This is a genomic window from Streptococcus sanguinis (assembly GCF_050220005.1).
Lineage (GTDB): Bacteria > Bacillota > Bacilli > Lactobacillales > Streptococcaceae > Streptococcus > Streptococcus sanguinis_Z.
Window position 1 is genome coordinate 1,343,819 of record NZ_CP071413.1, and the last position, 18,717, is coordinate 1,362,535.

Genomic DNA, 18,717 nt, shown 5'->3' on the forward strand with positions numbered 1-18,717 from the left:
CATTTTTCAAATCCAGCAGAACACTAAGCCATGTGAAGGTCAACTAAATCCTAAAAATCTAGTTTTCTCCTATTTCCATACCTTTCTAGTATAAGCTATTTTGAGCATTTTGACAAATCTCTTTTAGGATTTTTATATGTCTTGACCTTTCAGCAAAAACAGTGTACTATACTAGTGTATATACAGATAAAAAGGAGTCACTATGAAACCAAGATCTAAAAATCAGTTTATGACACTGACCGCTTTTTTGACTGCACTAGCTATTGTTATCCCACTAGTTATGCCAATTAAAATTGTCATTCCGCCCGCTTCCTTCACCTTAGCCAGCCACGTCGCTATCTTTCTGGCTATGTTTATCTCCCCTCTCATGACGGTTATTGTCGTGATTGGTTCTGCTATTGGATTTGGAATGTCTGGACTTCCTTTTATTATCACGCTTAGAGCTCTTTCCCACTTGCTCTTCGCTAGCATCGGCGCTCTTTATCTGCAAAAGAACCCAGACACACTGGACAGCCAGAAGAAGACTTGGATATTTAATTTCCTACTAGCCTTGATTCATGCCTTTGGCGAAGTGGTCGTCTGCATCCTCTTTTACACAACGTCTGCCTATCCTGCTAATGCTTTCTATATCTTATTTGGTCTGGTTGGACTTGGTACGGTCATTCATAGCATGGTCGACTTTGTCATTGCTAAGTTCATCTATAAAGCGCTGAAAAAGATTCGCTAGAGCTTGAAGATTCCTGACTTTTGGTTTACAATGAAGCTATGACCAAGCAAAGACGAGAAGAACTATTAGACCTTTTGAAAACATCATCTGCTGCCCTCAATGGCCAGTCACTGGCGGAGCATTTCCATGTGACCAGACAGATTATCGTGCAAGATATTGCCCTCTTACGGGCTGATGGTGCCCCCATCCTCTCAACCAATCGTGGCTATCTTTATAAAGACCGCCAAGAAAATGCTGCTGTCCATCAGCTCTTCAAGGTTCAGCATGGGGCTGAGGATATGGAGGCCGAGCTGCTGGCTATCGTGGATAATGGCGGCCGCGTGCAGACTATTTTGATTGAGCACCCGGTTTACGGCGAAATTCAGACTTACCTGAAGCTGACCTGCCGCCGAGATGTCCAGCATTTTCTCCAACAAGTCGCATCCTGTGCCTTTCGCCCCTTATCTGAGCTGATAGATGGAGTTCACTATCACCTAGTACAAGCCGACTCCCAGCAGGATTTGGACTATGTAGAAGCTGCCTTGAGAGACCTAGGATTTTTACAGGATAAATAACAAGCAAGAAAAAGACTGATTAGGTCCCAACCTAGTCAGTCTTTTTAGTACATACTTTTGCGCCAACCGGCTTTCAAATGATAGATAGTCGCTATAAAAATCACTGATAAAACAATCAAACTATTCTTTAAAAGAAATTAAAAAAATTAATATCCCAGAAAATACAATACTAATAATTGACAAGGCCAAGACCCTATTCTCGTTTAAATCTGTGTACAAAGAATAAAGAAAAATGAGCAAATTAAGCAAAATCACTGATCTATAAAACCTAGATTGGCTCTGCTTCCATCCTTTTAAAGTATGAAAAGCAAATGGAAATCTCAAACCGAATCCAGCATTTCTAGAAGGAAAAAAATAGTTTAAGCCCAAAAGAAAAAATGCAACAATAGCAATCCATAATGAAATCATGACAGTCATCCACCTTTCTATCTTTGCACTTCAGACACAAAAGGAAACATTTTTTAATACATACTCTTGCGCCAGCCACCTTCGATCCGCTCGTGATAGTAATATTCTGACAGTTCCTCATCTTCCATCATACGGAGGAGTTCAAGCATATCGTAGGCCAAGTCCAGCTGTGGCAGGGTCTCCTTGTCTACCCAAGAAATCTTGCCCTCTTCTGTCGAATGAATCTGACCAGAAAATTCAGTCGCTTTGTAACAAAAGACGATGTAGCGAATCCCTTCATCCGTATGCCAGTTCTTAACCCCAACCAATTTCGGATGAGTTATAGTCAAACCCGTTTCCTCTAAAATCTCACGGACAACTGAATCATGGAGAGACTCACCCTTCTCAATATGCCCACCTGGGAAAGCATATCCAGACCAACGATAGCGCTCAGGAGAGCGATACTGCATTAGGACTTTACCTCGCGCCTTATCTTCAACAAGGCAGATGTTTGTTAGGATTGTTTCTTGGGCACGGGACATGGATTCACTCGCTTTCTAAGTTATTAAAACATATCTTCATTATATTTCACTTCTAACTTCATGACAAAGGGATTAATCAATTCATGATGCTCATAGGTACTATGAACCACAAAACCTCTGACAATAATGATTTCTTTATCTTGTATATGATAGTCTATATTGATGGGCATGGCAGTATTCGGAATGATTGACAAAGCAAAGAATGCCGAAAACCAAAGATAAAGTGCCACTAGTGCACTGAATAATTCAAAAATGAGGTGATACCAATGAAAATCTCTTATCCTAAAAAAGACTATCCAAGAATGGATAAAGAAGGTCAAACAAAGAATAAAAAACCAAGTATTCCACAAAACCGGAGTAAAGGATAGACCAAAAGCTAACAAAATCAAATGAAGAATGACAAAGGTTAACAAGGCCAGATAGAGTGTTTTAAATGAAAATAACTTAGAGAGATTTTCTTTGGTCATGTTTTTTCCTCTTTATTTCATTATATTTCAAAATCAACATCGTTAATGCTGGTATAAAGAAAAAGATTAGATAGGTAGCAATCGGAAACCAAACATAGCGAGGATTCAGGTTCCACAATGGTGGCAGAACCCCCTCTCCGTCTTCTAATTCTATTCCTACAAAATAATGCAAAAGAAAAACTAGACCATTAAGATAAAGAAAAAATTCTGAAAAACCTTTTAGTGTGTTGAACCCTTCTTCTCTTAGACTTCCAAACCAGGAATAATATGGGAGAACAATCAAAAGTGTCAAATTTAAATATAAAGGGCTAATATATTTAAACTCACGAAGCGGACCCGGAATAGACTTATTTCCAAATGTTAAAAATCCCACTCCAATCGCAACCATTATAAAGAATATATAACCTAAAAGAGCTTCTACTATCCAATGTTTTTCCAACCAAAGGATAAACTTGTTTCCCTGAGCTTTTACTTTTCTCTTGTTTTTATTTTTCTTTTTGGTCTTACTACTCATTCACCAACTCCACAATCTTCTGGAAAGTCTTGCCATTTCGAATAGTCAGTTGCTTGTAGAAACTAGACTTGAGCAGTTTCTTATGGTAGTTGGACTTGAGATAGTCCGCTTGGTCAGCATTGCTATAAAAGAAAGCCGTCTGGCCAAAATGCAGCTGCTCCTTGTCATTAGCCCAACTGCCTGCTAGCTCTTGAACACTTTCCCTGTCTACTTCTGGCAGATAAAAGAGAACATCTCGCCGAAAGGCTGTTTCATCCTGCCACCAAGTAGGCAGATTTGCTGTTTCTTTTTCAAGCATGGCAGAGCTGACAAGGACAAAAGGCAGAGGGAAATCGTAAGACTGACTGAAATAAGCCGACAAGATCTCCCGAATCCTCTCCTCCTGCTCCTCGCTATCAAAGAAGAGGTTGCCGCTGTTAATGTAGGAAACTGGATTTTCAAACCCCAACCCAGCTAAATCTTTCTTCAAATCAGCCATAATGACCTTGTTTTTCCCGCCGACATTGATGCCACGGAGTAAAAGTGCATAACGCATGTGGTGCTCCTTAAAAATATATCTATTATTTCCAAACTAACTGTTAGAGTTTCTAATGTAAACCATCCGTTTTTCTTTCATGGCTTTTCCTAGGTCAATGACCTTTTCCTCGCCGTCAAAAACAAAACCCATTTTTTCATAAAAGGCGATGGCACGTTTGTTATCTTCTAAAACCCATAATATAATCTCTTGATAACCATCCAAAGCAGCAAAAGAAGCCTGCATTAACTGCTGTCCTATACCCTTGCCATAATAATCTTTTAAGACATACAAGGCGAAAATTTCACCAGCTATCCTAGCTGAATCTCGAAAATCACCGTAGCTAACAAAGCTGACCACTTTAGCATCATCCAAGGCAATCAAGGTATTTTCAGGATACTTTTGAGTATAAAACCGGCACTTATCCAAAGTCATCTGCTCTTGAAATTCCGCAGGCAAAATCTCATCATAAGATTCTCGCCACGTTTGCCAATGAACGAAGGATTTACTTTCTATCTCCTCAGCTGTTTCCATTGCTTTGATTGTGATGACCATTTGTTTTCTCCCATTCTTCTCTCAAAATGCCGTATTTAATACTATCAAAATAAACACCTTGATAATAACGAACTTTTGGAATATGAGCTTCTTTTTTCATTCTTAATTTTTCAGCCAATTTCATCATACTAAAATTTCCTGACCATGTCGTCAAACCCAAATGTTCTAGCTCTAAATAATCCTGAAAGGTCCTATCTATCCACTGCAACATAGCATTTCTTCCTATGCCAGCATTCCAGTATTCACTCTCATAGATATCAATTCCTAATTCCATCCATCTTGTTTGCTGGCATTCCCAATAACGTGAAACAGTTCCAACTAGTTTACAATCTACAAAAATTCCTAAACGATTCGAGTTATTTAGAAAATATTCTGATTTTTGTAGTTTAAACTCTTCAAAATTTGGAAAATACTGATAATGATCAAAGTAAGGTGCATCATACTGTTTCCAAATTGGATTGGGATGCGAATAAGCAATCTCCCACAAAGGCATTAAATCTTCTTCCACTAGTTTTCTTAAACAGATCATATTTATCCCTCAATCCATCGCCTTTATTTCCAGAATCATATCGCGAATCTGTGCGGCCAGCTCGAAGTCGAGAAGGCCGGCAGCTTCTTGCATCTGACCTTCTAGCTTCTTGATCATGTCCTTGCGCTCTTGCTTGTTGAGGCTTTCGATTTCGACTGTTTCTTCCTTGTCTGGCAGGGCAGCCTTGGTCACACTGATCAGGTCTCGGATTTCTTTCTTGATGGTCTGCGGTACAATGCCATGCTCTTCATTATATGCCATCTGGATTGCCCGACGGCGGGCAGTTTCATCAATAGCTCGCTGCATGGACTGGGTCATAGTATCCGCATACATGATAACATGCCCCTCGCTGTTGCGAGCTGCCCGTCCAATGGTCTGGATCAGACCACGTTCATTGCGCAGAAAACCTTCCTTGTCCGCATCAAGAATTGCCACCAGACTAACCTCCGGCACGTCAATTCCCTCGCGCAGCAGGTTAATCCCAACCAGAACGTCAAAGACACCCAAGCGCAGGTCTCGAATAATCTCGGTCCGTTCCAAGGTCTTGATATCCGAGTGCATGTACTTGACCTTGACACCCATTTCCTTGAAGTAGTCCGTCAAGTCTTCCGCCATCTTCTTGGTCAAGGTTGTGATAAAGGTCCGCTCATTCTTCTCTGCACGCGCAGTAATTTCACCCAAAAGGTCGTCAATTTGTCCCATAGTTGGGCGGACTTCCACCTCTGGATCCAGAAGGCCTGTCGGCCGGATAATCTGCTCAATAACAGTGTCCGTCTGTTCATTTTCATAGTCTCCCGGCGTAGCCGATACATAGACAATCTGGTGAACATGGCTTTCAAATTCTTCTCGGCGCAGCGGACGGTTGTCCAAGGCAGACGGCAAGCGGAAACCATAATTAACCAGCATCTCCTTACGAGAGCGGTCGCCATTGTACATACCCCGAATCTGTCCCATGGTCATGTGACTCTCATCAATCATAATCAAGAAATCATCAGGGAAAAAGTCCAGAAGGGTATAAGGAGGCTCTCCTTCGCTTCGACCATCCATGTGGCGAGAATAGTTCTCAACGCCGTTTGTATAGCCCATTTCACGCAGCATTTCGATATCGTACTCCGTGCGCTGCTTCAAGCGCTGGGCTTCCAGCAGCTTGCCTTCCTTCTCAAAGATAGTAAGCTGCTCCTCCAGCTCGGCCTGAATCTTGGCAATGGCTACTTCCATGTGGTCTTCATTGGTCACGAAGTGAGTGGCCGGGAAGATGGCCAAATGGTCCACCTCACCCAAGACTCGACCTGTCAAGGCTTCAACCTCACGAATCCGGTCAATTTCATCTCCGAAAAACTCTACCCGAAAGGCATGCTCATCACGAGAAGCTGGGAATATCTCCACCACATCGCCTCGAACCCGGAATTTCCCCCGCTGAAAGTCAATGTCATTGCGCTCAAACTGGATATCTACCAAATCATTAAGCAACTTGTCACGAGAAATCTCTAGTCCAGGACGTAGGCTAACCACGCTATCAGAGTATTCCTTAGGCGAACCCAGACCGTAGATACAAGAGACCGAAGCCACGACAATCACGTCATTGCGCTCCAAGAGGGCAGAAGTCGCTGAGTGACGGAGCTTGTCAATCTCGTCATTGACCGAGCTATCCTTTTCGATATAAGTATCGCTGGAAGGCACATAGGCCTCAGGCTGGTAATAATCATAGTAGGAAACGAAATATTCCACAGCGTTATTGGGAAAGAACTCCTTGAACTCACCATAAAGCTGGCCGGCCAGCGTTTTATTATGGGCGATAACCAGAGTCGGCTTGTTGACCTGAGCGATAACCTGACTCATGGTATAGGTCTTACCAGTACCAGTCGCCCCCATGAGAATCTGGGCCTTCTCGCCCCCCTCGATGTTATCCACCAGCTGCTCGATAGCTTGAGGCTGGTCACCTGAAGGCTCGTACTTGGAAACCAATTCAAATTTATTATCTGTTATTCTGTTAATCATCTTTTATTCCTTAAATTGTGCTTCTATCATTTTACCATATTTGCCCTATTTTCTCTGGATTTGGGTGTGAGCTAGTGGCCCGCAATTCTACCATCGTCTGTCCCAGGTCACACATTTCATTTAAAGACATAAAAAAGGCCCAGCTCAACTGGGCGAAATGGTTATTTCTTAAAGATCAGCGCCTGAGGCAGGCGATTTTCTTTCTTGAGTGACCAGTAAAGATAGGCAATGCAGCCAATCAGGACGATACTGGCAAAAATAGATCCTTCAGCACCAAAAGCCCCACCGGATAGCAAATCCACAGAAGATTGTGAGCTATAGTTCAAAATTGAGGTAGATGCTCCTTGACCACTGACCTGAATACCATAGATATTTCCTTGCACAAAATTCCAAGCGCCATGCATACCAGCCAGTACCCACATATTGTCATACTTGAGCATAAGGAAACAAGCAAAGATACCGTCTAGTATGATATTGACAATAGAAAGAACGGTCACACCAGGATTAAAGAGGTGCAGAGCCCCAAATAGAGCGCTAGAAATCAAGATACCAATGAAGATATTTGACTTAGCGCTAACTGCTGGAAAGAGCCAACCACGCGTCACTAGCTCTTCTGTCCCACCTTGGAGAATCCAGAAAGGAATGATAGCTACAACAAAAATCAAAGACTGCAAGTTAAGCTGACCAAATGTCAGACTGCCTGTCCCCGTTACCAAGAGCAAGACAACAACCAGTGAAAACTGAACCGCTCCAATAAGGAAGCCTTTAAGGAGATTTTTGAACCAGTCCTGTTTATAAAATCCCAGACTAGAAAAAGGACGCTTCTCACGATATCGAACCCAGAGAAAGACAGTAAGAGCGATAAAAAAGAAAGTAAATAGTTCAAAAAATAGACTATAGTGACGGAAAAATTCCATAAGTGCTGCTTGGCCTCCAGTGGGGTTTGTCGCACGGAACAAAATACCAATAACAAGCCCAATCGGAAACATTCCGAACATTCCAGCAAAACGACCTACATAAACAAAACCTATAGCAATCAAGATAGCCAACCAAATCGGCGGAATATAACGCGATTGCTTGATAGCATCCAACATACGAGATTTAAACATATACACATTCCTTTCCTTGTTTTACTTTATTATAGCATATTATTTTAGGATGAGCAAAAGAGAACCGTTCGTACTGTTTCTAGTTCTTTTCCACTAACTCAGTCAAACTACCGTCTTTTTTCATCTTGAGAATCAAATAGAGGACAGCCATCAAGAGAATGAGCGAGCTGAAAACAGAGGCTTCAGCGCCGAAAGCTCCACCAGTCAACCAGTTCCATTCTGACTTTGGAATAAAGTTCAGGACTGCCGCGTCCACACCAGTACCACTAACGCTGAAACCGTAGATATTGCCTTGGCTAAAGTTCCAAGCAGCATGAAGTCCTATAATCCCCCAGACATTGTCCGTCCGGAGCAGATAGAGGCTTGCAAAGAGGCCAAATAAAGCAATGTTAAGAATGGGAAGAATACCAATATCTGGATTGCCAAGGTGCAAAAGTGCAAAGAGCAGGCTCGAAGTCAGCAAACCGATGGGCAGGTTGGTCTTTTTGACAGCAACTGGCAGCAGCCAAGCCCGTGTCACTAGCTCTTCTGCTCCACCCTGAATCATCCAAAGCGGAAGCAAAATCAAGATATAGAGAAAAGGTTCCAGTGTCAGCTGTCCCCATTCGAAAGAGCCAGCTCCGCTCAACAGCATAAGCAGAGCGACTAAACTAAAGAGAAGAAAACCTACTGCAAATCCTTTGACTAGCTCCACCAAGCTTCCTTTTTTGACAAAGCCTAGAGTCGCGAGCGGCCGTCCTTCAGCCCAGCGCACCCAAAGAAAGAGAGCCAGTATCATAAATACAAAGCCGAACAAGAGAAAAGGCAGGGCAAAATTGAAGAAGATTTCAAAGAATCCTCCTTGCCCTAAGAAACCTAGCATAAGACTGAGGCCAGCCGAAATTGGCTCCAAAGCCAGATAGGCCAATTGTTGTCCTCCTTGCACGAAAACAACTGCTAGCACTAGCGACAACAGATAGGGAGGGACAAAGCGAGCTTGATTGACTCCGTCCAAGATACGTGATTTTTTCATAAGAACCTCATTCTATCCTTGCTTTCATTTATTTCCAGTATAGCAGACTTTGCTCTAAGAACAAAGAAAAGTTGCGGCTATTTTTGCGAGAAATTCAGAGTTTATATGTCAGAAAACCTAACATAAAAACAGGAGAAATTTGCCTAATCAGTGATTTTTTGCTATAATGCTAGAATGCTAAAAAGGAGGAAGAAAATGAAGAAAAAATTCTTAGCAGTTTTGCTAACATTATTTCCATTTTTTGCGTTAGGGGCGACAGCCCAGGCAGATACAGTCAAAATCGTATCCGATACTGCTTACGCACCATTTGAATTTAAAGATTCTGATCAGACTTACAAGGGGATTGACGTTGATATCATCAACAAGGTCGCAGAAATCAAAGGCTGGGACATTGACATGAGCTTCCCGGGCTTCGATGCAGCTGTCAATGCAGTCCAAGCTGGCCAGGCGGATGCCATCATGGCTGGTATGACCAAGACAAGCGAGCGCGAAAAAGTCTTTACCATGTCTGATACCTACTATGACACTAAGGTCGTTATCGCGACGACCAAGGCAAACACCATCAGCAAATATGAACAGCTGAAAGGAAAGAAAGTCGGTGTCAAAACCGGTACAGCTGCCCAACGCTTCCTTGAGAAGTACAAGGATAAGTACGGCTACACCCTCAAAACCTTTGACACGGGTGACTTGATGTATAACAGCCTTTCTGCTGGTGATGTCGATGCAGTGATGGATGATCAGCCTGTCATTGAGTACGCCATCAATCAAGGCCAAAACCTGAAAATTTCTATGAAGGGTGAGGCTGTAGGAAGCTTTGCTTTTGGTGTCAAAAAAGGCAGCAAGCACGAGCACTTAGTTACTGAGTTTAACGAAGCTTTGGCGCAGATGAAGGAAGACGGCAGTCTGGATGAAATCATCAATAAATGGACGGCTTCTAAAGGCAGCTCTGACTCAGCTGTTCCAGAGACTTCTACTCCTGCCGGTCAAAAAGCTACTCCTACAAAAGACAAATATATCATTGCCAGCGACTCGTCTTTTGCTCCTTTTGTCTTCCAAGATGACAGCAACCAATACACTGGGATTGACATGGAGCTGATTAAGGCTATTGCCAAAGACCAAGGCTTTACCGTGGAAGTAACCAACCCTGGCTTTGATGCAGCTATTAATAGCGTTCAGACCGGTCAGGCTGACGGAATCATCGCCGGTATGTCTGTCACAGATGCCCGTAAGAAAACTTTTGATTATTCTGACCCTTACTACACAGCCAACTCTATCTTGGCAGTCAAGGACAGCAGCAATATCAAGTCCTACGAAGAACTCAAAGGCAAGACAGTCGGTGTCAAAACTGGTACCGCTTCTCAGACTTTCCTTGAGGAAAACAAGAGCAAGTACGGCTACTCTATCAAGACTTTCTCAGACGCAGCTTCCATGTATGACAGTCTCAATACTGGCTCTGTCGCAGCTGTGATGGATGATGAGCCCGTTGTCAAATACGCTATCAAACAAGGTAAGAAGCTTAAAACACCTATCGAAGGCACCCCAAGCGGCCAAGTCGCTTTCGCAGTCAAAAAAGGCAGCAATCCTGAGCTGATTGAGATGTTTAACAATGGACTGGCCAACCTCAAAGAAAGTGGCAAATACCAAGAGATTTTAGACAAGTATCTGGCTAGCGAAGAAAAGGAATCCACTGTAGATGAGTCCACTATTTGGGGCTTGCTGCAAAACAACTACCAAGAACTTCTTAAAGGTCTGGGAGTGACGATTGCTTTGGCACTGATTTCATTTGCGATTGCTATGGTCATCGGGATTATCTTTGGTATGTTCAGCGTCAGCCCTTATAAACCGCTACGCTGGATTGCAGAAATCTTTGTCGATGTCATTCGTGGTATTCCGCTGATGATTGTGGCAGCCTTTATCTTCTGGGGGATTCCTAACCTAATCGAATCCATGACTGGTCAACAAAGCCCAATCAATGCTTTCGTCGCAGGAACCATCGCCCTCTCTCTCAATGCCGGCGCCTATATCGCAGAAATTGTCCGCGGAGGTATCCAAGCCGTTCCAGTTGGACAGATGGAAGCCAGCCGTAGCTTGGGGATTTCCTATTCCAAGACCATGCGCAAGATTATCCTGCCACAGGCAACCAAGATTATGCTGCCAAACTTTGTCAATCAGTTTGTCATCGCACTCAAGGATACAACGATTGTCTCAGCTATTGGACTGGCCGAACTCTTCAAAACGGGTAAGGACATCATCGCCCGCAACTATCAGAGTTTCCGGATGTATGCTATCCTAGCTGTGCTCTATCTCATCATTATCACGCTCTTGACCCGCTTGGCAAAACGCTTAGAAAAGAGGATTAAGTAATGGCAAAATTAAAAATCGATGTGAACGATCTTCATAAATACTACGGGGAAAACGAAGTCCTAAAGGGGATTACTGCTAAATTCTACGAGGGCGATGTGGTCTGCATCATCGGTCCTTCCGGTTCTGGTAAGTCAACCTTTCTGCGCAGTCTCAACCTGCTAGAGGAAGTGACCAGCGGGACTATCACGGTTGACGGCTTTGATCTGACGGACAAGAAGACTGACGTGGATCTGGTCCGTGAAAATATCGGTATGGTCTTCCAGCACTTCAACCTCTTCCCGCACATGACTGTTCTGGAAAATATCACCTTTGCTCCTGTTGAGCATAAGCGCTTGACTCAATCCGAAGCAGATAAGCTGGGCATGGAGCTCTTGGAAAAGGTCGGCTTAGCTGATAAGGCAGATGCTAGTCCAGACAGCCTGTCCGGCGGTCAAAAGCAGCGGGTGGCAATTGCTCGAGGTCTGGCCATGAATCCAGACATCATGCTCTTTGACGAGCCTACTTCTGCCCTTGACCCTGAAATGGTCGGCGACGTTCTCAACGTTATGAAGGATCTGGCCCAGCAAGGTATGACCATGCTGATTGTGACCCATGAGATGGGCTTTGCCCGTCAAGTAGCCAACCGCGTTATTTTTACCGCTGACGGTGAATTCCTAGAAGACGGCAAGCCTGACCAAATCTTTGACAATCCACAGCACCCACGTCTTAAAGACTTCTTGGACAAGGTACTGAATGTATAAAACCAAACGAAGAGCCAGCTTATAAGCCGGCTCTTTTCTTGTTTCAAAATTTTTAAACTACATCACCCACCACTGGTAAAGCGACCAGTAGAAGATATTAGCTACTATGGCCAGGGCGGATAGACTAGTCAGAACTGTCAGGAAGCGACGACCTTTTCCGAGCCCATTTCGAGTCTTTCTAAAGAGCGGATAAACCGCACATCCTGCTAAGAACAGTCCCAAACCTGCAAAAGCCATATAACGCCACTGGGCGATGATACTGAGATCCGTTGCACTTGAGCTAAGTAGGAGCAAGAGTAAATTGCCAGCTGAGGCCACTACTCCTGCAGCTGTCAAGATGTTCCACCATTTCCAAGCTCGATTTTGCTTGCTTTTTTCTTTTCCAAAAACCAGTCGATAAAGGACTAGCACAGATCGCACAAGTAGATTGCCCAAAGCGTAAACGACACTAAGAGCAGCCAAAGCAATTAAGCTAAACTTAGTCCAGATTTCCCAGTCAGGGACTTTCTCGAAATCACTGACCGGAGTAGCGATTCGCGTTTTGCCATTTCCACTTTTATAAATAGTCCAAAACGAACGATCCATTCGCTCCGAAGACGGCTTCTTCATATGAAGCAAATTACCTGGAAAGAGCTGATACAAAGAAAGCGGACCTTGGTTAAAATTCCGAAGGATTTGATAGTAGCCAGGTTCGAACTTTTTCTGAGTCTCTGCACTGGCTGTCGAACGTTTTCCGAAAATCAATTCTGGCATGCCATCATTATAAATTTCTTCCACACCTTGATTGGTCATGATCACCTGGCCGATACCATCCTTCAGATCCAGCAGGAGATAGCTGGAAAAACCATTTGTATTCCCTCCGTGCCCTAGCACTGTAACGCCAAATTTACTGGCCCAGAAGCCATGAGCATTACGAACAATATCTGTATCAGGATAGGTTGCTGTTGTCAAATAGAGAGTTGTCCAAGTCTCCGACCGAGTAAAGAGACTTTTACGACTCAGCAGGGCCTGAGCAAATCTTTGAAAATCACTCAATGTTCCTGTGGCTCGACCAACTGGATACAGGCCGACTTCATAAAGTGCATCGCCTAACAGGCTGCCATCTGTCGCATATCCTTTTACTTCCTTGCGCTTGGCTTGGACATAAGCATTGTCAGACAAGTCTTGAGCTATGGCCGTTCTCTCCATGCCCAGAGGCTGGAAGATATGCTCATGAACATACTCAACAAAGGATTGCCCAGAAATTCGCTCCACAATATAGGCAGCCAACCCCGTACTATAGTTGGAATAAGCTGTCGTTGTACCCGGCTCAAAGGACTGAGCCGGCTGATATTGGAGCAGCAAATCCTCTAAACTCTTGCCCCCTTGCATATAGAGAGGGGCTTCATCAAATCCAGACTGATGGTTCATCAGATCTAGCATAGTAATGGGCTTGTCATAGCGGAGATTTCTAAGAAAGCCTTCTGGCAGATAGGCGCGAATATCTTCTTCTAAGTCAATCTTACCTTGCTCCCAGAGCTGCATAACAGAGACCCAGACGGTCAGCTTAGTCACGGATCCCCATTCAAAGACGCTGTCATCATCGGCTTTGATTCCCTTTTCTTTGTTCATATAGCCAAAATTTCCTTGATAAATGGTACCATCCTTGTCAAAGACAGCCGTTGCCATACCAGCTGTTGTCTTTTCGTGCTCTTTGACATAGTCTTGAATCTTCTGGCCAATTTGGCTGCGCTCTATGCCCGAAGGCAGCTTCTGCTCTTCAGCTAGCGCAGTGACTGGGCGAAAAAGCCCCAATGTCAAAATAGTTAGAAGTGTGAAAATAAATGTTTTTTTCATGAGATACTCCTTTGCAGAATTATGCAGGCAAAGCCCGCCTTCCCAAAGGAAGACAGGCAACTTATCACATCACCCACCACTGGTAAAGAGACCAATAAAGGATGTTGGCTACTATAGCTAGGGCAGATAGGCTAGTCAGAACTGTCAGGAAGAGAAGACCTTTTCCGAGACCCTTTCGAGTCTTGCTAAAGAGCGGATAAACCGCACATCCTGCTAAGAACAGTCCCAGACCGGCAAAGACCATATAACGCCAAGATTGAACAATTGAGTAGTCCTGGTTCATGGCAGCTAGTAAAAGCAGAATGAGATTGCCAGTAAACAGCAGCATTCCTAGAGAGGTCAGGCAATTCCAGACCTTCCAAGAGCGAGGAACCGAACTTTTTGCTTTACGCAGGATGAGACGGAAACCGCCAATCAGAAAACTAATCAAGACATTTCCCAGAGCAAACACGAGCGCCAAACCTCCGAGAAACACGACTAGATAATGCCTAAAGAGAACTGAATCGGAAATCCTTTCCGCATTAAGAACACCGAATTCGAGGCGGTCAGCACCTTGGCTTCGGTCAATGGTCCAGAAAGTGCTCAGCAGATCTGGCTGATCTGATACTTTATTGATCTTTTGGATGGCCCTAGGGATCATGAGCATGAAGGACAGTGGCCCCCTATTATAGCTTCTCAGATAGTGGTAAGAGCCAGGCTTGAATTGCTTTTTAGTAGCTTCGCTGACAGTCTGCATCTTGCCAAATATCAGCTCCGGCATTTGAACATTGTAAACTTGTTCATATAGTTGGTTGGTTAAGATGACTTGGCCGATGCCATTTTTCAGATCTAAGTAGAGATAGCTAGAAAAGCCATCAGCATTACCACTGTGTCCCAGCAAGGTAACACCGTAGTGACTGGCCCAAAAGCCATGAGCATTACGAACAATATCCGTACCAGGGTGAGTAGAGGTTGTTGAGTAAAGCTCGGTCCAAGTTTCTGGATGATGAAAAAGCGTCTTACGTTCCAGCAAGGCCTGGGCGAATTTCTGCAGGTCTCCTAGAGTCCCCACAGCCCCTCCGACTGGGTACATCCAGAGCTTAAATGGTGTACCACCCAAGAGCTTAACCTGGTCATCATAGCCCTTATCCTCCTTGCGCTTTTCCTGTACATAAGCGTTGTCCGATAAGTCCGGCAAGATAGCAGTCCGATCCATGTCCAGCGGCTCAAAAACATGCTCATGGACATAGTCTGCATACTTCTGCCCAGATATCCGCTCCACGATATAAGATGCCAAAGCCGTGCTGAAGTTAGAGTATGATGTCGTCGTACCCGGCTCAAAGGACTGAATAGGCTGGTAATCACGGAACTGCTCTTCCAAGTCGCTCTTGTCTCCCTTTTTATAGAGTGGCATTTCATCAAAGCCAGCCTGATGGTTCATCAGATCCAGCATGGTGATAGGCTTATCATAGCGAAGATTGCGGAGAAAGCCTTCTGGCAGATAAGTTTTGATGTCTGCTTCTAGGTCGATTTTGCCCTCTTCCCAGAGCTGCATGACCGATACCCAAACCGTCAGTTTAGTGATTGAAGCCCATTCAAAAACACTATCATCGTCAACTTTGACTTTGTTTTCCTTATCCACATAGCCAAAATTTCCCTTGTAGATGGTTCCGTTTTTATCAAAGACTGCTGTTGCCATACCGGCCGTTGTCTTTTCATGTTCCTTGACAAAGTCTTGGATTTTCTGACCGATTTGGCTACGGTCCGTGCCAGACGGCAGCTTCTGCGAGTCAGCTAAAGCAGCTGTCGGCCGGAAGATTCCTAGAGTTATAATCGTTAAAAGTGTCAGAATAAATGATTTTTTCATAGCATTTCCTTTCTGTTCGACTCAAAGATTCACATGAGCTAAGGTCAGATAATTTGTACAGTCTCCTTTTAATTTTAGAATCAGCTTATTCTTATTTTTTAGTCATGCGTTTTTCTCTTCTTTATCCGCCCGATACCAGAGATAAATACTGTAAAGGGTCATAATGCCCATGCCGCCAAGGTAAATGAGGGAGTTAACCTGAGAGAAATCAAACTTATCAGCTAGGTTGATGCCGACAAACGTTGCTATCAGAATATCTAGCAGGGCATGGAAAATCATACAGGCAAGGACAGACTTCGTCTTCTTATGCAGCGCAGCAAACCAGATGGACTGGACTATAGTTACAATGGTATAGACTAGAAAGGGATTCTGACTTCGATCATAAAAGCGGTCATAAAACCAGAGAGGAATATGCCAGCAAGCCCAAGCTAGTCCAGTTATCGAGGAGGCGATAAGCATAGAGAACTTCTTTTCCAAAGCCGGCTGCAGAAACCCTCGCCAACCAGGCTCTTCCATGCCACCAGCCAAGGTCATAAGGTAGATAAAGGATCCAATAAATGAAAGCAGAGCTCCATCTACTAGCTTGCCTCCGGAAGCTAATGCAAAAGTCACAGCCAGACTTCCACAGAAGAGTAGGAGATAGAGCCAAGTCCCTTTCTTGCTTGAGAAGATAAAGGAACAAATGGCTTTGAAGCCTTTTATTTTCAGCACTATTAGGCTTGCTATCACCGGTCCGAACATACTGAGACTCGTTAGGAGGCCTTCCAGAGCCAGATAGAGTACAGGTGGATTTTCCGGCCAGAGATTTTTGAGAATGATAGCTAGCAACATAAATCCCCAAGTCCATCCGAAGTTCCAGGCTAGGAAAGGCCAGACTAGTTTTGGTTGTGGTTTGCTTCTTGTTTCATTGGTCATCTGATTTTCTCCTTTAAATGAAATGGTTTGGTTTTATCTGCTTGCTTTTTGTAGTCTGATAAAGTCCTTGATTTTTTTGCCTCATTTAGCCGCGCTCTGTATAAAAGACAGCTATTGTACTTCAGCTCCTGTTGAAAAATCACTAACCTTAAAATTGTAAAAAGAATTAATCAAACGATTTACCTCATGAGCTAGTCCATTCCCAAAAAGAAAGCGGGAAAATAATCACAATGCCCACCACTGATAGAGCGACCAGTAGAGGATATTGACAACGATAGCTAGAGCTGACAGACTAGTCAAGACAGTCAGGTAGAGTCGGCTCTTACTCAGCCCTTTTCTTGCCTTGGTCAGAAGTGGGAAGACTGCACAGCCAGCCAGAATCAATCCCAGACCGGCAAAAACAATGTAGCGCCAGCTAGCTAAAAAGGTCAGATCACTGGTAGCAAATGTGTTAAAGAGGAGGAGGAAGTTTATAGCCACACCTACTCCAGCTAAAGAAGTTAGGTAAGTCCAGATACGAAGAGGTTTTGGTGTTTTAGATTGACCTTTTTTGAAGACCAAGCGGAAGAGATCCAGTCCGCCCCGTGCCAAAAAGAGAATGATACTGAAAACAATTCCGACTGCCGCTGAAATAAGCAAGGACCAGTCTTTCAGAATCTCGCTATCCTTGACTCTGAAGTTATCGCCATAGGAAGCTGTTACCTTAGTCTCGTCTCCACTACCGCTGACTACTGAAAAATTCTGACTCAAAAGCGGATTGTCCTTGGATTTCTCAACAAACTGAGTGTAAAGCAAGGTTCTGGAGATAGACATAGGACCACTGGCAAAGTAGCGAGCAGATCGGTAATTTCCAGACTGGAATTTGTCAAAGGTGGCTGAGTCCGTCTTTTTCTTAGGTCCAAAAACCAAGGCTGGCATTTCATAGTTATAAACCAACTCATGATCTTGATTCGTCATAATAGTCATACCTATACCATTTTTCAAGTCCAGCAGAATATAAGATGAGTAGCCAGTTGAGTTTCCTCCATGGCCAACAAGCGTCGTGCCGTACTCCCGTGTCCAAAATCCGTGCATATTGAGCGGCATATCCGTTCCTGGATAATTCGAGGTTGCCGTGTAAAGGGTTGTCCAAGTCTCAGCGTGCTTGAAAAGCTTTTCTTTCTTCAAAAGCGCTTGGGCAAACTTCTGGAAGTCAGCCAGAGTAGAGACGGCATTCCCTGCCGGGTAAAGTCCTAAATGAAAATAGCTAGTTCCCATAGATGTCCCGTCCGCCCGATAAGAGATTTGCTCCATCCGCTTCTGGTAAATCTTTGGATTTTCTTTAAAGTCGGCTGATAGAGCAGTGTCTTTCATTCCTAGTGGTTGGAAGATATGTTCATGGACATAGGCTGAGAAGTCCTGACCAGATATTCGCTCGACGATGTAGGCTGCCAGACTAGCAGAAAAGTTTGAGTAGGCTGTCATGGTGCCGGGCTCGTAGGACTGTTCTGGCTGATTAACTGCCAGAATCTCCTCAATAGACAAGCCCTTATCTTCCTTGTAGGCATGGGTAGACTCGCCAAAGCCGGCCTGATGGTTCATGAGGTCTGTCATAGTAACGGGCTTGTCGTAGCGCAAAGTCTTCATAAATCCCTCTGGCAGATAGGTGCGAATGTCTTCGTCAAGGTCAATCTTACCCTCTTCCCAGAGCTGCATGACAGAGACCCAGATAGCTAGTTTTCCGACTGAGCCCCATTCAAAGACGCTGTTGTCGTCGGCTTTAATGCCTTTTTCCTTGTTCATATATCCAAAACTGCCTTGGTAAATAGTCCCGTCCTTGTCAAAAATGGTTGTTGCCATACCGGCTGTTGTCTTTTCATGTTCCTTGACAAAGTCTTGGATTTTCTGACCGATTTGGCTGCGCTCTGTACCAGACGGCAACTTCTGATCCTCAGCCAAGGCTGTAACCGGCCGGAAGAGTCCTAGAGTTATAATCGTTAAAAGTGTTAGAATAAATGATTTTTTCATGATATTTCCTTTCTATTTAGCTTCAACAATCGCATAGGCGATACTTCTGTATACCATTCGGATAAAAATTCTTAGCATATCTTTCTCCTTTCTTAAGTAAT

Annotated in this window: 18 protein-coding genes; 4 read left to right on the plus strand and 14 right to left on the minus strand. The window is 44.0% G+C overall.

Annotation, left to right across the window (positions count from 1 at the left end; translation table 11 throughout):
- The first annotated feature begins 202 nt into the window (after positions 1–202).
- Together J1C86_RS06485 and J1C86_RS06490 are read left to right on the plus strand one after the other, a co-directional pair.
- Entirely contained in the window at positions 203–727 is a 525-nt protein-coding gene (locus J1C86_RS06485) for a hypothetical protein (RefSeq protein WP_125409223.1), read from the plus strand.
- A 20-nt stretch (positions 728–747) separates the two neighbouring features.
- Positions 748–1,281: a transcription repressor NadR gene (locus tag J1C86_RS06490; protein WP_185757513.1), complete on the plus strand. Its 534-nt coding sequence runs from the start codon at positions 748–750 to the stop codon at positions 1,279–1,281.
- Positions 1,282–1,401: 120 nt separating this feature from the next.
- Here J1C86_RS06490 and J1C86_RS06495 read toward each other — a convergent pair whose 3' ends face one another.
- The 10 genes from J1C86_RS06495 to J1C86_RS06540 all read right to left on the minus strand — a co-directional run bounded on the left by J1C86_RS06495 (position 1,402) and on the right by J1C86_RS06540 (position 8,908).
- The gene (locus tag J1C86_RS06495) at positions 1,402–1,698 is read right to left on the minus strand and encodes a hypothetical protein (protein ID WP_125409219.1); all 297 of its coding nucleotides are present in this window, start codon (positions 1,696–1,698) and stop codon (positions 1,402–1,404) included.
- A 44-nt stretch (positions 1,699–1,742) separates the two neighbouring features.
- A complete protein-coding gene (locus J1C86_RS06500; protein WP_125409217.1) occupies positions 1,743–2,210 on the minus strand; it encodes an 8-oxo-dGTP diphosphatase in 468 nt (155 codons plus the stop codon).
- A gap of 23 nt (positions 2,211–2,233) precedes the next feature.
- Complete coding sequence (locus J1C86_RS06505) at positions 2,234–2,677, minus strand: hypothetical protein (RefSeq protein ID WP_125409215.1); 444 nt, start codon at positions 2,675–2,677, stop codon at positions 2,234–2,236.
- Positions 2,655–3,191: a hypothetical protein gene (locus tag J1C86_RS06510; RefSeq protein WP_427150784.1), complete on the minus strand. Its 537-nt coding sequence runs from the start codon at positions 3,189–3,191 to the stop codon at positions 2,655–2,657. The genes J1C86_RS06505 and J1C86_RS06510 overlap by 23 nt, the downstream gene beginning before the upstream one ends.
- Positions 3,184–3,726 (minus strand): DUF1697 domain-containing protein, encoded by a 543-nt coding sequence (locus J1C86_RS06515; RefSeq protein WP_125409211.1) that lies wholly within the window; start codon positions 3,724–3,726, stop codon positions 3,184–3,186. Before J1C86_RS06515 ends, J1C86_RS06510 begins: the two co-directional genes overlap by 8 nt.
- Positions 3,727–3,762: 36 nt before the next feature.
- Complete coding sequence (locus J1C86_RS06520; protein ID WP_125407808.1) at positions 3,763–4,260, minus strand: GNAT family N-acetyltransferase; 498 nt, start codon at positions 4,258–4,260, stop codon at positions 3,763–3,765.
- The gene (locus tag J1C86_RS06525) at positions 4,226–4,789 is read right to left on the minus strand and encodes a GNAT family N-acetyltransferase (protein ID WP_125407810.1); all 564 of its coding nucleotides are present in this window, start codon (positions 4,787–4,789) and stop codon (positions 4,226–4,228) included. The genes J1C86_RS06520 and J1C86_RS06525 overlap by 35 nt, the downstream gene beginning before the upstream one ends.
- Positions 4,790–4,798: 9 nt before the next feature.
- Positions 4,799–6,787 (minus strand): excinuclease ABC subunit UvrB, encoded by a 1,989-nt coding sequence (uvrB, locus tag J1C86_RS06530; RefSeq protein ID WP_125407812.1) that lies wholly within the window; start codon positions 6,785–6,787, stop codon positions 4,799–4,801.
- Between the two features lie 161 nt (positions 6,788–6,948).
- Complete coding sequence (locus J1C86_RS06535) at positions 6,949–7,896, minus strand: CPBP family intramembrane glutamic endopeptidase (protein ID WP_125407814.1); 948 nt, start codon at positions 7,894–7,896, stop codon at positions 6,949–6,951.
- Between the two features lie 79 nt (positions 7,897–7,975).
- Positions 7,976–8,908 carry a CPBP family intramembrane glutamic endopeptidase gene (locus J1C86_RS06540; RefSeq protein WP_125407816.1) on the minus strand — a complete coding sequence of 311 codons (933 nt, stop codon included), beginning with the start codon at positions 8,906–8,908 and terminating at the stop codon, positions 7,976–7,978.
- 195 nt (positions 8,909–9,103) lie between these two features.
- Here J1C86_RS06540 and J1C86_RS06545 point away from each other — a divergent pair, with 195 nt between their 5' ends.
- Complete coding sequence (locus tag J1C86_RS06545; protein WP_125407818.1) at positions 9,104–11,272, plus strand: ABC transporter substrate-binding protein/permease; 2,169 nt, start codon at positions 9,104–9,106, stop codon at positions 11,270–11,272.
- A complete protein-coding gene (locus J1C86_RS06550; protein ID WP_002904679.1) occupies positions 11,272–12,012 on the plus strand; it encodes an amino acid ABC transporter ATP-binding protein in 741 nt (246 codons plus the stop codon). Before J1C86_RS06545 ends, J1C86_RS06550 begins: the two co-directional genes overlap by 1 nt.
- A gap of 57 nt (positions 12,013–12,069) precedes the next feature.
- Here the strand turns inward: J1C86_RS06550 and J1C86_RS06555 are convergent, their stop codons facing one another.
- The 4 genes from J1C86_RS06555 to J1C86_RS06570 all read right to left on the minus strand — a co-directional run bounded on the left by J1C86_RS06555 (position 12,070) and on the right by J1C86_RS06570 (position 18,616).
- Positions 12,070–13,848, minus strand: coding sequence for a serine hydrolase domain-containing protein (locus J1C86_RS06555; protein ID WP_125378526.1), 1,779 nt, complete (start codon positions 13,846–13,848; stop codon positions 12,070–12,072).
- 64 nt (positions 13,849–13,912) lie between these two features.
- Positions 13,913–15,694 (minus strand): serine hydrolase domain-containing protein, encoded by a 1,782-nt coding sequence (locus J1C86_RS06560; protein ID WP_125407820.1) that lies wholly within the window; start codon positions 15,692–15,694, stop codon positions 13,913–13,915.
- Between the two features lie 102 nt (positions 15,695–15,796).
- On the minus strand, positions 15,797–16,609 hold the full coding sequence (locus J1C86_RS06565; RefSeq protein WP_048772736.1) for a CPBP family intramembrane glutamic endopeptidase: 813 nt from the start codon (positions 16,607–16,609) through the stop codon (positions 15,797–15,799).
- Between the two features lie 225 nt (positions 16,610–16,834).
- A complete protein-coding gene (locus tag J1C86_RS06570; protein ID WP_124766131.1) occupies positions 16,835–18,616 on the minus strand; it encodes a serine hydrolase domain-containing protein in 1,782 nt (593 codons plus the stop codon).
- Positions 18,617–18,717 lie beyond the last annotated feature (101 nt).

Bases quoted from the DNA above. Each gene is read 5' to 3' on its own strand.
- J1C86_RS06565 (WP_048772736.1), bottom strand. From the start codon at position 16,609: ATGACCAATGAAACAAGAAGCAAACCACAACCAAAACTAGTCTGGCCT.
- J1C86_RS06510 (WP_427150784.1), bottom strand. From the start codon at position 3,191: ATGAGTAGTAAGACCAAAAAGAAAAATAAAAACAAGAGAAAAGTAAAA.
- J1C86_RS06515 (WP_125409211.1), bottom strand. From the start codon at position 3,726: ATGCGTTATGCACTTTTACTCCGTGGCATCAATGTCGGCGGGAAAAAC.
- J1C86_RS06495 (WP_125409219.1), bottom strand. From the start codon at position 1,698: ATGACTGTCATGATTTCATTATGGATTGCTATTGTTGCATTTTTTCTT.
- J1C86_RS06505 (WP_125409215.1), bottom strand. From the start codon at position 2,677: ATGACCAAAGAAAATCTCTCTAAGTTATTTTCATTTAAAACACTCTAT.
- J1C86_RS06500 (WP_125409217.1), bottom strand. From the start codon at position 2,210: ATGTCCCGTGCCCAAGAAACAATCCTAACAAACATCTGCCTTGTTGAA.
- J1C86_RS06525 (WP_125407810.1), bottom strand. From the start codon at position 4,789: ATGATCTGTTTAAGAAAACTAGTGGAAGAAGATTTAATGCCTTTGTGG.
- J1C86_RS06545 (WP_125407818.1), top strand. From the start codon at position 9,104: ATGAAGAAAAAATTCTTAGCAGTTTTGCTAACATTATTTCCATTTTTT.
- J1C86_RS06555 (WP_125378526.1), bottom strand. From the start codon at position 13,848: ATGAAAAAAACATTTATTTTCACACTTCTAACTATTTTGACATTGGGG.
- J1C86_RS06560 (WP_125407820.1), bottom strand. From the start codon at position 15,694: ATGAAAAAATCATTTATTCTGACACTTTTAACGATTATAACTCTAGGA.
- J1C86_RS06550 (WP_002904679.1), top strand. From the start codon at position 11,272: ATGGCAAAATTAAAAATCGATGTGAACGATCTTCATAAATACTACGGG.
- J1C86_RS06570 (WP_124766131.1), bottom strand. From the start codon at position 18,616: ATGAAAAAATCATTTATTCTAACACTTTTAACGATTATAACTCTAGGA.
- J1C86_RS06520 (WP_125407808.1), bottom strand. From the start codon at position 4,260: ATGGTCATCACAATCAAAGCAATGGAAACAGCTGAGGAGATAGAAAGT.
- uvrB (WP_125407812.1), bottom strand. From the start codon at position 6,787: ATGATTAACAGAATAACAGATAATAAATTTGAATTGGTTTCCAAGTAC.
- J1C86_RS06485 (WP_125409223.1), top strand. From the start codon at position 203: ATGAAACCAAGATCTAAAAATCAGTTTATGACACTGACCGCTTTTTTG.
- J1C86_RS06540 (WP_125407816.1), bottom strand. From the start codon at position 8,908: ATGAAAAAATCACGTATCTTGGACGGAGTCAATCAAGCTCGCTTTGTC.
- J1C86_RS06535 (WP_125407814.1), bottom strand. From the start codon at position 7,896: ATGTTTAAATCTCGTATGTTGGATGCTATCAAGCAATCGCGTTATATT.